At 67.1% G+C, this 16,355-nt stretch carries 6 protein-coding genes and 2 pseudogenes; all 8 read right to left on the bottom strand.

Annotated features, from left to right (window positions below; all coding sequences use genetic code 11):
* Position 1 precedes the first annotated feature (1 nt).
* A pseudogene (locus tag CFB82_RS44260) lies at positions 2-209 on the bottom strand (hypothetical protein); the annotation flags it as partial.
* A 38-nt stretch (positions 210-247) separates the two neighbouring features.
* Positions 248-535: a DUF1330 domain-containing protein gene (locus CFB82_RS35330; protein ID WP_089487005.1), complete on the bottom strand. Its 288-nt coding sequence runs from the start codon at positions 533-535 to the stop codon at positions 248-250.
* 467 nt (positions 536-1,002) lie between these two features.
* Positions 1,003-6,906 carry an excinuclease ABC subunit UvrA gene (uvrA, locus tag CFB82_RS35320; RefSeq protein WP_089487003.1) on the bottom strand — a complete coding sequence of 1,968 codons (5,904 nt, stop codon included), beginning with the start codon at positions 6,904-6,906 and terminating at the stop codon, positions 1,003-1,005.
* 358 nt (positions 6,907-7,264) lie between these two features.
* The gene (locus tag CFB82_RS35315; protein WP_089487002.1) at positions 7,265-8,470 is read right to left on the bottom strand and encodes an MFS transporter; all 1,206 of its coding nucleotides are present in this window, start codon (positions 8,468-8,470) and stop codon (positions 7,265-7,267) included.
* 204 nt (positions 8,471-8,674) lie between these two features.
* A complete protein-coding gene (locus CFB82_RS35310) occupies positions 8,675-10,693 on the bottom strand; it encodes a bifunctional DedA family/phosphatase PAP2 family protein (protein WP_089487001.1) in 2,019 nt (672 codons plus the stop codon).
* A gap of 3 nt (positions 10,694-10,696) precedes the next feature.
* Positions 10,697-13,812: pseudogene (locus tag CFB82_RS35305) on the bottom strand (efflux RND transporter permease subunit).
* 42 nt (positions 13,813-13,854) lie between these two features.
* On the bottom strand, positions 13,855-14,916 hold the full coding sequence (locus CFB82_RS35300) for a metal transporter (RefSeq protein ID WP_089487000.1): 1,062 nt from the start codon (positions 14,914-14,916) through the stop codon (positions 13,855-13,857).
* A complete protein-coding gene (locus tag CFB82_RS35295; RefSeq protein WP_089486999.1) occupies positions 14,913-16,304 on the bottom strand; it encodes a TolC family protein in 1,392 nt (463 codons plus the stop codon). The genes CFB82_RS35300 and CFB82_RS35295 overlap by 4 nt, the downstream gene beginning before the upstream one ends.
* Between the last annotated feature and the right edge of the window lie 51 nt (positions 16,305-16,355).

Below are 16,355 nucleotides of genomic sequence, written 5' to 3'. Positions count from 1 at the left end.
TCGACGCCCGTTGCCGATCGTCGAGCGGCGGTGCGCACGCGGCCCTGCGCGCGCACCGCGTCGAGATCGACCGGCGGAATCCGGTCGCCCGGGCGATACGGCGCCGACGGCTCGCGCTTCGACACCTTGCGTGACAGCGCGGCCGGGAAGCCGTCCAACGGGAAGCCCAGCTCGCCGTTGAACAGCGACACGACGGTCCCGCCGAAGGCGGCGTCGCCGCGACGATCGACAAGAGGCTCGCCCCCGGTCAGACGCCTTCGACCAGCACCGCCCGAAAGCGTCCGCCCTTGATGCGATGCTGAACGATCGCCTGGTATGCCGGGCTGTCATACCACGCGCGCGCGGCGTCCCCGGACGGAAACTCGACGATCACCACCCCTTCCGGGCCGTCGCCCTCGAGCGTTTCCTGCGGGCCATACGCGGCCAGCACCTTCAACGGGTGGCCGGCGGTCGTCGCGCCGACCTTGTCCTGGTAGAGATCGAGTTCCTGCTGATCCTGCGTGCTTTCATGCGTGAAGACGATATAGGTCGCCAAGATTGCACTCCTGATGCGTTCGAGAATGATGGGACGATCCGGAGATCGTCCGCCGCACAACGACACTCATCCTAACCATCGGGCGCGCTTTCTCTTATCCCCCTGCTTCCAACTCTCTATTCGAGCCGGATTAACAATGAACGCACCCGGTCGGCCGGGCGCGGCCGCGGCTGCCGCGATCGCCGGCAGCCTCGCCATCTCGTTCGCACGCGATGCCCATCAGCCATTCCCGGTGCTCGCCGGGTTCGACACCTGGCAGCTTGCGTTCGTGCTGATCGGGCTGTCGGCCTGTGACGGTGTGCCCGCCTCGCGATCATGGCGGCGGCATGGGGCGTCGACCGCAGCCCCAAAAGAAACACCCCTCGACGAGGGGTGCATGAGCCGGATCGCGATGCCCCCAGCCGCTGGCAAGTCAGTTGGGGGAAATCACCGCCCGGCACCGGGGCCGTCGAGACGAAGCGTCGCGCTTACCCCACCCGCGCTTCGCCCTCGCGCTCGGCTTCCGCTTCGTCCGACCCCGTTCGCGCCAGCACCGGCTTGAGCGCCTGCCCGGTGTGGCTTGCACTCACCTGCACGAGCGCTTCCGGCGGCGCCGCCGCGACGATCGTGCCGCCGCCCACGCCGCCTTCCGGCCCGAGATCGATGATCCAGTCGGCTTCCGCGATCACGTCGAGGTCATGCTCGATCACGACGACGCTGTGCCCCGCATCGACGAGCCGGTGCAGCACACGAATCAGCTTCGCGACGTCGGCCATGTGCAGGCCGACCGTCGGTTCGTCGAGCACGTACAGCGTGTGCGGCGCCTTCTGGCCGCGCCGCGTGATGTCGTCGCGCACCTTCGTCAGCTCGGTGACGAGCTTGATGCGCTGCGCCTCGCCGCCCGACAGCGTCGGCGACGGCTGGCCGAGCGTCAGGTACCCAAGCCCGACATCCTTCATCAGCTGCAGCGGATGCGCGATGTTCGAGATCGGCGCGAAGAATTCCACCGCCTCGTCGATCTCCATCGTCAGCACGTCGCCGATGTTCCGGCCGCGCCACGTGACGGCGAGCGTCTCCGGGTTGAAGCGCTGCCCGTGGCACACGTCGCACGGCACCTTCACGTCGGGCAGGAAGCTCATCCCGATCGTGCGCACGCCTTGCCCTTCGCATGCGGGGCAGCGCCCGTCGCCGGTATTGAACGAGAAGCGCGACGCCGTGTAGCCGCGCGCCCGCGCTTCCAGCGTATCGGCGAACAGCTTGCGGATCGTGTCCCACACGCCGATATAGGTGGCCGGACACGAGCGCGGCGTCTTGCCGATCGGCGTCTGGTCGACTTCGAGCACACGATCGATCTGCTCCCAGCCGCTCAGCGACTCGCAGCCCTGCCACGCATGCGTGACGTTCAGCGACGGCCGCGGCGCGCTGCGCGCGAGCACGCTCGAACGACGGTTGGTGGCCGGCGCGTCCTGCTGCGCGGCCTTGCGTGCGCGGCGCGTGGCCGGCGACGACAGTACCGAGCGGCCGACCGCGTCGAGCAGGTTCGTCATCAGCACGTCGCGCGCGAGCGTCGACTTGCCCGAGCCGCTCACGCCCGTCACCGCGACGAGCCGCGCGAGCGGAATGCCGACCGTGACGTCACGCAGGTTGTGCAGCCGTGCACCATGCACGGTGAGCCAGGCGTCCGGCACCGCGGCGGCGCCCTGCTTGCGCGGCAGGCTCACGCTGCGGCGCGGCTGCAGCGGGTGCGTCATCGGCTGCGCGAGCAACCGGCCCGTGACCGAATCGGACTGCGCGGCCAGATCCGCGACCGCGCCCTGCGCGACCAGCGTGCCGCCGCGCTTGCCGGCGCCCGGGCCGACATCGATGATGTGATCGGCGCGGCGGATCGTGTCCTCGTCATGCTCGACGACGACGAGCGTATTGCCCTTGTCGCCGAGCTTGCGCAGCGCGTCCAGCAGGATCTGGTTGTCGCGCGGATGCAGGCCGATCGTCGGTTCGTCGAGCACGTAGCAGACACCCTGCAGATTGCTGCCGAGCTGCGCGGCGAGCCGGATGCGCTGCGCTTCGCCGCCCGACAGGCTCGGCGCCGCGCGATCGAGGCTCAGGTAACCGAGCCCGACTTCCTCGAGAAACGCGAGGCGGCTGCCGATCTCGCTGACGATGTCGCGTGCGATTTGCGCGTCGCGCCCCGTCAGTTCCAGCCCGTCGATCCAGCGCCGCGTGTCGGACACCGTCCATTGCGCGACCTCGACGATCGGATGCGCGTCGAACGTGACCGCGCGCGCGGACGGGTTCAGCCGCGTGCCGTGGCAATCCGGGCACGGCTCGTTGCCCACGCCATCCGGTTCCTGCTCGTCGGACGGCAGCGTCTGCTCGCGGCCGCGGTCATCCCCGGCGAGCACCGTGTCGTCGTACGCGGCACGCTGTTCGCGCGTGAGCGTGACGCCGGTGCCGACGCAGGTCGTGCACCAGCCGTGCTTGCTATTGTACGAGAACATCCGCGGGTCGAGCTCCGGGTAGCTCGTGCCGCACACCGGGCACGCGCGCTTGACCGACAGCACCTTGACCGTGCCGACGCGCGCGGTCGAATGATCGTTCTGCATTGCGTGGTGCAGGCCGTCGAGCGGCGCAAGCAGATGCATCACGCCCTTGCCGAGCTCGAGCGTCTCGTCGAGCACGCGCCGCAGTTCGGCCTCGTTGTCCGGCGACACGACGATATCGGCCACCGGCAGCTCGATCGTGTGCTCGCGGAAGCGGTCGAGCTTCGGCCACGGATCGACCGGCACGAACTCGCCATCGACGCGCAGATGCGTGCTGCCGCGCGCCTTCGCCCACTTCGCGAGATCCGTATACACGCCCTTGCGGTTGACGACGAGCGGCGCGAGCAGCCCGACGTGCTCGCCGCGATGATCGCGCAGCAACTGCGCGGCGATCGATTCGACGGACTGCGACGTGACGGGCGTGCCGTCGTGGATGCAATGCTGCAGGCCGAGCTTCACGTACAGCAGCCGCAGGAAGTGCCAGACCTCGGACGTGGTCGCGACCGTGCTCTTGCGCCCGCCGCGCGACAGCCGCTGCTCGATCGCGACGGTCGGCGGAATGCCGTACACCGCATCGACTTCGGGGCGGCCGGCCGGCTGCACGATCGAGCGCGCATACGCATTCAGCGATTCGAGGTAACGGCGCTGGCCTTCGTGGAACAGGATGTCGAACGCGAGCGTCGACTTGCCGGAACCCGACACGCCGGTGATCACGTTGAACTTGCCGTGCGGGATGTCGACGTCGAGCGCCTTCAGGTTGTGCTCGCGTGCATTGACGATCCGCACGACGTCTTCGCCTTCGATTGCACGCCGCTCGCGCGCCGCGTTCAGCACGGCCTGCAGCGGCTTGCCTTCGTCGGCGAGCGCCAGCTCGGCATCCATTGCGCGGTCGTACTGCAGCAGCGCCACGCCGGTATGCGATTCGGCGCAGGCCTTCACGTCGTCGGGCGTACCCGCGCACAGCACGAGGCCGCCGCCGTCGCCGCCTTCCGGGCCGAGATCGATCAGCCAGTCGGCCGCGCGGATCACGTCGAGGTTGTGCTCGATCACGATCAGCGAATGGCCGGCCGCAAGCAGCTTGCCGAACGCCTGCATCAGCTTCGCGATGTCGTCGAAGTGCAGCCCGGTGGTCGGCTCGTCGAACATGAACAGCTTCGCCCGCGCGATGCGCGCTTCTTCCGTGACGACCCGGCGGCCGTTGACGGCTGCCGCCGATTCGGCGAGGAAGCCGGCCAGCTTCAGCCGCTGTGCTTCGCCGCCCGACAGCGTCGGCACCGGCTGGCCGAGCTTCACGTATTCGAGGCCGACGTCGACGATCGGCTGCAGCACGCGCAGCACCTCGGCGTCGGTCGCGAAGAACGCGGCCGCTTCGCTGACGGTGAGATCGAGCACGTCGGCGATGCTCAGCGCGCGGCCGTTGCGCTCGATGCGCACTTCGAGAATCTCGGCGCGGTAGCGGCTGCCGTCGCAGTCCGGGCAGCGCAGGTAGACGTCGCTCAGGAACTGCATCTCGATGTGCTCGAAGCCCGAGCCGCCGCAGGTCGGGCACCGGCCGTCGCCCGAGTTGAAGCTGAACGTGCCGGCGCCGTAGCCGCGTTGCAGCGCGAGCGGCGCCTTCGCGAACAGCTTGCGGATCTCGTCGAACGCGCCGACGTAGCTCGCCGGGTTCGACCGCGTGGTCTTGCCGATCGGCGACTGGTCGACGAACACGACGTCGCCGACCTGGTCGGCGCCCGTGAGGCTGCGGAACGCGCCCGGCGACTCGGTCGCCTTGCCGTGGTGCCGCGCCATCGCCGGATAGAGCACGTCCTGCAGCAGCGTGGACTTGCCGGACCCCGACACGCCCGTCACGCAGACGAGCCGCTGCAGCGGAATCTCGACCGTCACGTCGCGCAGGTTGTGTTCGCTCGCGCCTTCGAGCACGATGCGCGGCGTGTTCGCGTCGACCACCCGACGCGCCCAGTTCGACGCATGGGCGACATGCTTGCGGCCGCCGAGATACTCGCCCGTCAGCGTGCGCGCGGAGCGGATGTCGCCCGGCGTGCCGTCGTAGACGATCGTGCCGCCGCGCTCGCCCGGGCCGGGCCCCATGTCGATCAGCCGGTCGGCCGCGAGCATCACCGACGGATCGTGTTCGACGACGACCAGCGTATTGCCCGCGTCGCGCAGCCGCTGCATCGCCTCGACGATCCGCGTGAGGTCGCGCGGATGCAGCCCGATGCTCGGTTCGTCGAGCACGAACAGGGTTTTCGTGAGCGACGTGCCGAGCGCCGTCGTCAGGTTGATCCGCTGCACCTCGCCGCCCGACAGCGTGCGGCTCTGCCGGTCGAGCGTCAGGTAGCCGAGCCCCACGTCGCACAGGTATTTCAGGCGCGTGCGCACCTCGGCGAGCAGCAGCTTCAGCGCATCGTCGAGCAGCGCGCTGGGCAGCGTGATGTCGTCGAAGAAGCGGCGAATGCGCTCGATCGGCAGCAGCATCAGGTCGTGCACGGTCAGGCCCGGCAGCGCTTCGAGCTGCGCGCGGCTCCAGTCGACGCCGCGCGGCATGAAGCGTCCGGCCGGCGCGAGCACGCCGTCCGCATTCTCTTTCGACCCGAGCCGCCATTGCAGCGATTCGGTCTTCAGGCGCGCGCCGCCACACACGTCGCACGGCGTGTAGCTGCGGTATTTCGACAGCAGCACGCGGATATGCATCTTGTACGCTTTCGACTCGAGATAGCCGAAGAAGCGCTTCACGCCGTACCACTGGCTCTGCCACTTGCCGTTCCAGTCCGGCGACCCGTTGACGACCCAGTCGCGCTCGGCGTCCGACAGCTCGGACCACGGCGTGTCGCGCGGGATGCCGGCTTTCGCCGCGTAGCGCATCAGGTCGTCCTGGCACTCCTTCCAGGCGGGGGTCTGCATCGGCTTGATCGCGCCGCCGCGCAGCGTCTTGCGCGCGTCGGGGATCACGAGGCCGAGATCGACGCCGATCACGCGGCCGAAGCCGCGGCAGGTTTCGCACGCGCCGTACGCCGAATTGAACGAGAACAGCGCCGCCTGCGGCTCCGCGTAGCGCAGGTCGCTGTCGGGATCGTGGAGCCCGGTGGAGAAGCGCCATACCTGCGGCTCGGCAGCCGGGCCACCTGCCTGCTCCGGCTCCGCCGCGAGCACGTACACGTTCACGCGCCCGCCGCCGCGCTTCAGCGACGCCTCGATCGCCTCGACCACGCGCACCTTGTCGGCGCCCTGCACGCGGAAGCGGTCGGCCACCACGTCGAGCACCTTGCGCGGCCCGGTGGGCGACGCAACCTCGCGCTGCGCCTGCACGCGCGTATAGCCGCTCGCCGACAGCCACTGCGCGATTTCTTCATCGGACACCGCTTCCGGCAGCTCGACCGGGAACGTGACGACCACGCGCGGATCGTCCGCCAGCGTGCGCGCGACGAGCTCCGCGTAGATCGTCTCCGGCGTGTCGTGCCGCACCTGCCGCGCGGTCTTGCGGTCGAACAGCTCGGCCGCGCGCGCGTACAGCAGCTTCAGGTGATCGTTCAGCTCGGTCATCGTGCCGACGGTCGAGCGCGAGCTGCGGACCGGGTTGGTCTGGTCGATCGCGATGGCCGGCGGCACGCCGTCGACACGTTCGACCTGCGGACGGTCCATCCGGTCGAGGAACTGCCGCGCGTACGCGCTGAACGTCTCGACGTAGCGCCGCTGGCCTTCCGCGTACAGCGTGTCGAACACGAGGCTGGACTTGCCGGAGCCCGACGGGCCGGTAACGACCGTCATCTCGCCGGTGCGCAGGTCGAGATCGAGATTCTTGAGGTTGTGCTGACGTGCTCCGCGAATGCGGATCAGATTGCTGGATGACAATTTGCCTGCCCGTCTGAATGAGTTAGCCAGAGTTCACGGTGCCGGAACGCTGCGGCGGATGCCCGCAGGCGCGGCGCACGGGCCGCAAGGTTGTACCCGTGCGACTCGATTTCGACGGACACTATACTGTATATTCATACAGTTTTCCATGACGACCCTGGCGCCGTCATGGGCAGGCAGCTGGCGAGGGCGCGAGATGCATCCCGCCCGGAGCTTTCTTCGCTCAAACCGGAACGGCGAGCGCCCGGTAGCTGGCGAGTCGTGGCGCACTTTTCCCAATAAAAACAACCAATCGGACTAGGGGTTGCTGCGCGATCGTTCGTTCAGCCGCGTACTGCTCGAGGAAGCCGTATCCCTTTCAATTCCGTGACGCCGTTGGGCGGGGTGCATACGCGCACAGACACAGCGGCACCACCACCAGTGCGGCGCCCACGACGAAGGTCGTCGAGGCACCGAAGCGGGCCCATACCACGCCCGCGATGCTGCTCGCGAGCAGCATGGCCACACCGCTGATCAGGTTAAATACGCCGAACGCTGTTCCGCGCAGGGTCGGCGGCGACGTTTCCGAAACCATCGCCGCCAAAATGCCTTGCGTGAACCCCATATGCAGTCCCCATGCGGCAACCCCGACAAACATCGACAGTTTCGACCTCCCCATACCGAGGAGCAAATCGGCCGCAATCAACAGAACCATGCCCATGGCGAGCAGAACCCGCCGGTCCACACGATCGGAAAGCACGCCGACCGGCCAGGCCGACAGCGAGTATGCGAAGGCCATGACGACCATCACCGTGGGAATCCACGCGACCTCGAGACCGGCTTGCTGCGCGCGCAGCACCAGAAACGCCTCGCTGAAACGCGCAAGCGTAAATGTCGCCCCGACGATGACGACGAACCAGTAGTGCGAGGAAAATTCTCGTAGCGCCCGCCAATGCAGTGGCGAGCGGAATGGCCGACGGGATTGCTCGCGATCGGATTCGCGTATGCCGAAGACGATCAGGCCGACCGCAACAAAAGCAGGCACGGCGGCGAACCACAAAACCCACCTGATCTGATCCGCAAACCCCCACATCAATACGATCGCGAGCATCGGCCCCAGAAATGCGCCGATCGTATCCATCGATTGGCGCAATCCGAAGCAGGCGCCTCGAATGTCTGGCGGGGCGACATCGGCCACCAACGCGTCCCGCGGCGCGCCACGAATGCCCTTGCCGACACGATCGAGCAGACGCGCCGTCACGACGACGGTTGGCGTGGTCGCCAGCGGAAACAACGGCTTGGTCAATGCGGCGAGCCCGTAGCCGAGCAGCAGCAACCCTTTGCGACGCCCCAGCCAATCGCTGATCGCGCCGGAAAAAACCTTGACGATCATCGCGGTCGCCTCTGCCGCCCCCTCGAGAACCCCGAGCGCCGCCACACTCATGCCCATTGTCGAGACCAGGTAAATCGGCAACAGCGCATGGATGAGCTCGGATGACAGATCCATGAACAGGCTCACGAAACCCAACGCCCAGACGGTACGTGGTATGGCGGGCCTTTTGGCAGTAGCTGAACGGGTGGTCATGATGCGTCGAGGTCAAAAGCGGTTCGTTGGAAAGTAGCGTGCATCCGTTACAGCGGGTATGACATTCCGCCGGACGGAGATCGACCAGAAGTACAGCGCTCCACAACGGAAGACGAATCAGATACCGGAATATTCACCCCTCCCTGGGATCTCGACCAGGATTCGCGATGCACACCCGGCGCGGTGAACGCCGGCCAACGTGCATTAGTGGCCGGTGACCGTGGCGCCGCGGGGCAATACCAGCGTGACGGGCCCGGTCGCATCGCTGACGCCTGCCTCGACGCTCGCCTCGACCGCATCCATCTTCACAAAACCAGGAATGACAGCGGTATTCGACCGCGTTATGACACCGACAGTGAGCAATTGCCACGGCTGCCGGAACAACTCCGGGTATTGCGCGCCATACCAGACCGGCACACGACCCGCCCGATCAGTCGCGACCTCGTACTCGGAACGCCAGAGCCGCAATACCGTACGACTCAAAGGCTGGGCTGGATCGAACTTGACGAAGGTCAGTGCCGCGCCGTAGCCGTTCGACAACTTCGGCAGCACGGGCAATGCGCCGACGGACACGTGTGGCGTCAACCACAGCAGTGCGGATTGCGTCGACCACGCGGGGGCAGACCGCCAGCCGGAGGCTTCGAGCTGCTTCGAAATCGAGATTGCATCGTCCGCCCACTGCAATGAAAGCGCTTCTTCCCGATCACCACTCAAGTCGATACGTCGAACCGGAAGCGAGCGCCACCCGCCATCCATCCACTGACGAAGCGTTAAAGTTGTTTCGTGCGCGACCGGGCGGCTCCGGTCGAGATCGGCACGATCGGCGTCACTATCCACCCAGGTGCCGTAGATCACGAGCGTACCCGTCACGATGCAGACCAACAGGCCCGGCCGCACGTCGTCGCGCACGGTCCAGTGTGTATGGATGCCAGCCAGCGCGGCGAACCACGCGAGTCCCAGGCCCCATCCGGCCAAAATGTCGGCAAGCCAGTTTTCGCCCAGATAGAGATGGGCGAAGCCGACCAGTGCAATCCATCCGACTATCCCCGCGATGACCGCGCCGCGCCATGACGACTCCCATCGGCGAATCAGCAGCCAGCCAAGCGATCCGTACAACAGGAGATTGAGCGTGGCATTACCGCTTGGCATCGGCGCGTGCGGCACACCCGCCTGCCACACCAGCGGCTTCACGTAGTCTGACGGCTCGAGTACGGGGCTGACAGCCGCGGCAATGCACACCACGAGCAACCAGTAGATCGCAGTGCGCCAGCATTGGCGTACCACCAGCCAGAGGAGTACCACTGCAGCCACGATCAGGCCGACGTCCCACCCGCTCAGTTCGACCACGCCCGTCATCAAAGAGTCGATGGGCGCTGTGTGAAGCGTGCGCAGGAAGTTATCGATCGCGATGTCGGCATCCATGAGCGGATCGTGTGCGATCACGTCCTGAAGAACGCCAAGGAACAGCCACACCCCCCCGATGAACAGCAGGGCAAGCACCATCAGCGTCGGCGATTCGGGATGGTCGGGACCGATGATGCCCGACAGCGCCGTTGCGAGACGTGGATGCCGGCGCGCCAGGCGCTCCATCGCCCGCCACGCGGCGGCCCGCACGGCAGGCACGCCATATCGCATCGCAATACGCACGAACCGGACGATCAACCAGATCAGCGCGGCGAGCAGTAGCAGCATCACGGCGAGGCGCTCACTCACGGCAGCAGCGAGTTGAGCAGACGCACCAAACACGATTCCCGGGACGATGTGAGCGGGAGACCATGCCAATGCCGAAGCGATATTGATCGGATAGAACTTGCGGCGCGGCATCTGTGCCGCCCCAGCGACCAGCGGAACGATTGCGCGTACCGGTGCAAGGAAGCGCGCCATGACGATGCTCTTCCCGCCGTGCCGCGCGACAAACTGCTCACCGCGTTCCCACGCCTCCGTATGTCCATGATCAGCCCACCAGGTGCGTACCTCGCCCGCATAGCGGCGACCAAGCTCGAAGCTGATCCCGTCACCCGTCATCGCACCGAGTGCGGCGACACCGAGGGTCGTCCACACATCCAGCACACCAGCGCCGATCAGCGCACCTGCGGCAAACATCACGATGCCGGCCGGGACGAGGGTTCCCATGACGGCAAGCGATTCCGCGCAGGCCACACCGAAGACGATGATCAGGACGAGCACCGGATGGGTCGCGATACCGACAAGCCAGGCGTGCATGGGTCACCCGTTCGACGAAGCGGCCGGCGACTCCGCCAGCGTGTCCAGGTCGAACCGCCCGTACCGCAATGCCAGCGTCGGCAGCACGATCAGGTTCAGCGCAGTCGACGTGATCAGGCCACCGAGGATGACGATTGCCATCGGTCCCTCGATCTCATTGCCGGCGGCGCCGCTGGTCAATGCGAGCGGCATCAGCGCAAGCGCGGTCACGAGTGCGGTCATCAGGATCGGAATCAGACGCTCGGATGCGCCGCGCACCGCGGTCTCGATTCCCCACGGCATGCTTTCGACGTGAACGAGGTGTTCGTAGTGGCTGATCAGCATGATCGAGTTGCGCAACGAGATGCCGAACAGTGTGACGAAGCCGACCATGCTGCCCAGCGACAGGTCGCCACCGGCCAGTGCGACGCTCAGGACGCCCCCCACCAGCGCGAACGGCAGATTGATCATCACGAGCACGACGCCGCGACGGCTCTTCATCGCGAGGAACAGCAGCAACGCGATACCGACGGCTGACATCGCGCCATAGACGAGCAGATCGCGCTGCGACTGCGAACGCGCTTCGCTTTCGCCGGAGAAAACCGCATACGTCCCCGTCGGCATGGCGATCTCGTGACTCACACGCGCTTGCGCTTCCTTCACGAAATCGCTCACGGCGCGGCTGCCGAGGGTCACGGAAACCGTCTGCATGCGCCGACCGCCGTCGTGCGTGATCTGGTAGCGCCCCGACGCCTGACCGATTGTCGCGAGCGCGCGCAGCGGAACCGCGAGCCCGTCCGGGTTGCGCAGCATCAGCGCCCCGACGTCCGCGAAGCTGCGGCGCACGTCGGGCGACAGGATCACGACGACATCGTACGTACGACTGCCCTGATAGACCTGCGGCGCGGCCGCGCCCTGGTACGCGCTCTGGATTGCCTCGAGCACATCCACCGGCCGAAAACCCCAACGGCTCAGTTGATCGGGCTTGAGCCGCACGTCGAGTTCGGGAATGCCGAGTGGCGATTCGACACCCACGCTGGCGACACGGTGAATCGTGCCGAGCAGCCGCGCAATTTCCTGAGCCTTGCGGTCGATCACATCGAGGTTGTCGCCGAACACGTTGACGACGACCGGTGCAGTGACGCCCGAGATCGTTTCGTCGATCCGCTCGACGAGAAACGTATTGACCGACGTCGTGAGTCCCGGGAAGCGCCCAAGCGCCTGCCGGATGCGGTGCAACGCCTCGCTCTGGCCGGATGCGCTCATCGGCTCGAGATCGACCTCGAACTCGCTCAACTGCACGCCCATCGGGTCGACCACCTCGTTGGCACGTCCTGCGCGCTGGGCGACGAGGCGGACGCCGGGCACCTGCATCAGCGCATGCGTGACCTGTGTCCCGATCCGCATCGATTCGGCAAGCGATGTGCCGGGTGCGATCCCCATATGGACGATGTAATGGCCTTCGCGCAGCTCCGGAATGAAGTTGCCGCCCATGAACGGCAGCGACGCCAGCGCCGCGACGCACATCAGCGCAACGACCACCATCACGGTCTTCACGCGCTGCTCCACCTTCATCAGCAGCGCCGTGTAGCGCTGCTTCAGGCCCGCGATCAGGCGTGGCTCGTGTGCCGGCAGCGGGCCGCGCGAGAGTAATGCAAGCGCCATTGCCGGCGTGAGCGTCAGCGCGACACCGAGCGACGCCAGCACCGCGAGGATGTACGCGATGCCGAGCGGCGCGAACAGCTTGCCGGCCACCCCGACAACGTCAGCACCGGCAGGAAGATCAGCATCACGATGAACGTCGCGAACACGACCGCGCTCCGCACTTCGAGCGATGCGCGAAGCACGACGCGAAACACGGGTAACGGTGTCGGCAGCGCGCGGTTCTCGCGGAGCCGCCGATAGATGTTCTCGACATCGATGATCGCGTCGTCGACCACTTCGCCGAGCGCGATCGCGAGGCCGCCCAGCGTCATCGTGTTCAGGCTGACGCCGAACGACACGAGCACGACCGCGACCAGCAGCGACAGCGGGATCGCGACCGCCGAGATGATCGCGGTACGGACATTGAGCAGGAACAGGAACAGCACCGCGATCACGAGGACGGCGCCGACCAGCAGCGCGGTACGCAGGTGCCCGACCGATGCGTCGATGAACTTGGCCGGCCGGAACACGTCCGGCTGAACGTCGACGCCCTGCTTCGCCAGCACCGGACGAAGCGCCGCGAGCGTCTTGTCGATGTCGTTCGTCACGGCCCGCGTGTTCGTTCCGTACTGGCTTTCCAACACGAGCATCACGCCCGGCTGCCCCATGATGGATGCCGCGCCCACTGCCGGCGCGCTTCCCCACGTCACGGCCGCGACATCGGACAGACGCACGGCGACACCGTTGCTCCAGCGGAGCACGACGCCTGCCAGCTTCTCTGGCGTCGCGATCTGACCATCCGCGTTGACCGCGATGCGCTGATTGTCGTTCTCGATGAAGCCGGCACCGCGCACGCCGGTCGACGGGCGTGCCGCGGCAATCACGTCCTGGATCGACAAGCCGTAGCGCATCAGTTTCGCCGGGTCGACCTGAACCTGCAGCTGGCGCGTCTGGCCGCCGAACACGATGGCGTCGGCGACGCCCGGCGCGCTCATCAGTTGCGGCCGGACTACCCATTGCGCGATGTCGTACAGGTCCATCAGCGAACGCGTCTTCGATGTCAGCCCGATCGTGCGCACGACGCTGGTGGTCGTCGTCAACGGCAACAGGCGTGGCGGCAGCACGCCCGCCGGCAACGTCGCGGCCAGCGCGTTCACGCGTTCGGACACGAGCTGGCGGATCTGCATCACGTTCGCGTGCGCATCGAACACCAGCGTGATCGACGCAAGACCCTGCATCGAGCGCGAACGCATCGACTGCAGGCCGACCATGCCACCGAGGCCATTCTCCACCGGCTGCGTCACGAGGGTTTCGACTTGCTCGCTGGTCAGGCCCGGTGCCTCGACCTGGACGATGCTCATCGGTGGCGCGAATTCCGGAAAGACATCGAGCTTCGCGTGCGACAGCGAAAAGAGGCCGTAGCCGGCCGCCAGCACGGCGAGCGCGTACACGATGCCGCGAAAGCGCAGCGAGAACCGGATGATCGCGTCAAGCATGGGCAGTGGCCGGATGGATGGCGGGCGAACCGGACTTCAGATTCAGTCGTCGCATTCGGGCGGATCCTTGCAGGCCGTCGCGATGCCCTGCGGTTTCTGCTCCTCCGACAGCAGCAGCTGCGCGCCCTGCGTCACGACGGCGTCCCCTGCATGGAACCCGGTCGTCACGTCGATACCCTGATCGCCGGCGGAATCGGCCGGCACGGCGCGGCGCGTGAAGCGATCAGGCGCCGTGCGCACATAAACCCAAGGCTGCCCGCCGTACCACACCACGGCGCGATCGGGAATCACCAGCGCCGGCCCGGCCGGGTTCGCGCCCGGCACGTGTGCGCTCGTGCGGGTGCCGACCGGCAACGCGCGTGCGACGGCATAGAGCCACGGATTGCCTTGCACCGCCGGATCGCCCTGCGGCGAGGCCGACAGCTTCTGCGCCATCACGGGCTGGCCGTCCGGCCCGTCGATTGCAATGCGCTCCGGGGCCGCGGCCGCATCGTCGGGCGGCAGCGTCACGCGCACGACAATCGCCTGTCCGGCGAGCAGCCGCTGAAATAACGGGGATTGAGGCGCCATCGCGGCATTCGTCAGGACGTCGCCAAACTGCTGACGCATCGTCGCGGCCAGTGAGCCTTGTGCCGCATCGGCGGACTGCAGCTTCGCGCGAGCCGTTTGCGCGGCGGCCTGCGCGTCCTGCAATGCCTTTTGCGAGACGTTCCGATCGTCTGCGAACAGCGTTCGGCTTCGTTCGTATTGTGCTTGCGAGGTTGCGGCCAGTTCACGTGCGGTATCGCGGTCCGCGATGGCCGACGCCAGCCGGTTGCGCAGATCGAACAGCGGCTGCAAGTCGACGACCGTTGCATAGGCCGTGCGGCCTGATCCTACGGACGCCGCGGCCAGCGGCGTCACTTCGATTCGACTGGCGCGCTGCTCGTCGGTCGGCACGACGACGACCGTCTCGCCGTTCACGGTTTGCACGGCGGGCTGCGCCGCACGTGTTGCGGCAACCGGTGCTGATGTTCCCGGACCGAGCGTCCGGTAGATGTACCACCCGGCACCGGCGACCAGCGCAATGGAGATAACGGAGAGAAAGAGCAGTCGGCGTTTCATCGCGCACTCTGTTGTGACGGGGAGAACGTTCGGACGGCGTCCGGTGTCAGCGGGCGCTGCATCGCGTCCTCGAGTGCGCCGGCCGCCTGGCGAACCGCGACGGCCGCGTCCAGACGAGCGATCTCGGCGGCCTGGTAGTCGGCGTTCGCCTGCGTGAGCGTCAGGCGGTCTACATCGCCGGCTGCGAATCCGGCTGCCTGACTGTCGAGTTGCCTGCGCGCGGCGGTGCGGTGTATATCGGACAGCTTCAACGCATCGATGCTCGATCGATAGCGAGCGAGCGCGTGATCGAGGTCGCCGAGGATCGTGTCCTGCAGCGCGGCGGTGCGGGCCGCGGCTTCCTTGCGCTTCGCTTCCGCCTGCGCGATGCCACCCTGGTTCTGATCGAAGATCGGCAGGGCAATGCCGGCCAGGCCGAACGCAATCTTGTGCGTGCCGGTGTCGTAGGTGTAGCCGGGGCCCAGGTGAATGTCCGGGTATTGCTTCGCGACCTCCAGCTGCAACGCCGATTCGGCAGCGGCATAGTCGGCAAGCGAACCCAGCAGGTCCGCACGATGCAGGATCGCGTCGCGCCGGGCATCTGTCTCCGGGGGCGGCGGCGGCGCATGGTCGAATCCGTCGAAGTCGAACGCGACCTGCTCCAGCGCAGCGGCCGGGATGCCGATCGCCGCGGCCAGTTGCGCGCGGGCATCCTGTTCGGCGGCCCGGCTCGCCGCCAGATCGATTTGCGCCTGAGTCTGCGTGGCGACAGCCGCGTCGACGTCGGGCCCGGCGCTTTCTCCGACCGCGCGCCGCTTCGTGACCATTGCGACGATCTGCCGCCCCGCGTCGACCTTGCGCGACAGTAGCGCGCTGCGCTCGCGGCCCGCGTGGAGCACCAGCAGCGCGTCACGCACCTGGGCGCCGACCTTCCACGCCTCGTTGCCGATTGCCAGGCGAGCCGATTCCGACAGGTGCGATGCCTGATCGATCCGATACCCGCGCTTGCCGGCGGTTTCGATCGGGATGTCGAGTGCCGGGCCGGTCGTGAACGGTGCGCCCGGCCCCGGGTTCGGCGTCGCCCACTGGAACGGCAACTGAAGGACCGGATTCGGGATCGCGCCGGCTACGTCGATGCCGGCCTTCGCCGTTCCCCACTGCGCGCGGGCGATATCCAGCGCCGGGCTGTAGTACCAGGCCGCCAGCGTGAGCATCTCGCGATTCCAGCGCGGCAGCGGCCACGGTGCGACGTCGTGCCCAAGCTCGCGCACGAGGTACGCATGCAGTTCGTCGCTCGCGAGCGACCGGTCTTCGAATTGACGGGCAATCTGTAGCGGCGCGATCGGCTGAGGATGGTAGGTCGCACAGCCGCCCAGCAACGCACAGACGACAAAGAGCGCTCCGCGCATACGGGTATCCGGGGTCCTGGCCGACCGATGTGTCGGCTTTCGGCCCGGATA

It is taken from the genome of Burkholderia sp. HI2714, assembly GCF_002223085.1.
Classification (GTDB): Bacteria; Pseudomonadota; Gammaproteobacteria; order Burkholderiales; family Burkholderiaceae; genus Burkholderia; species Burkholderia lata_D.
The sequence above is the reverse complement of the archived record's forward strand: the minus strand, read 5'-3'. Positions and strand labels throughout refer to the sequence as shown.

Coding starts and splice junctions, on each gene's coding strand:
- CFB82_RS35300 (WP_089487000.1), bottom strand. CDS start 14,916: ATGAAACGCCGACTGCTCTTTCTCTCCGTTATCTCCATTGCGCTGGTC.
- CFB82_RS35315 (WP_089487002.1), bottom strand. CDS start 8,470: ATGACCACCCGTTCAGCTACTGCCAAAAGGCCCGCCATACCACGTACC.
- CFB82_RS35310 (WP_089487001.1), bottom strand. CDS start 10,693: ATGCACGCCTGGCTTGTCGGTATCGCGACCCATCCGGTGCTCGTCCTG.
- CFB82_RS35295 (WP_089486999.1), bottom strand. CDS start 16,304: ATGCGCGGAGCGCTCTTTGTCGTCTGTGCGTTGCTGGGCGGCTGTGCG.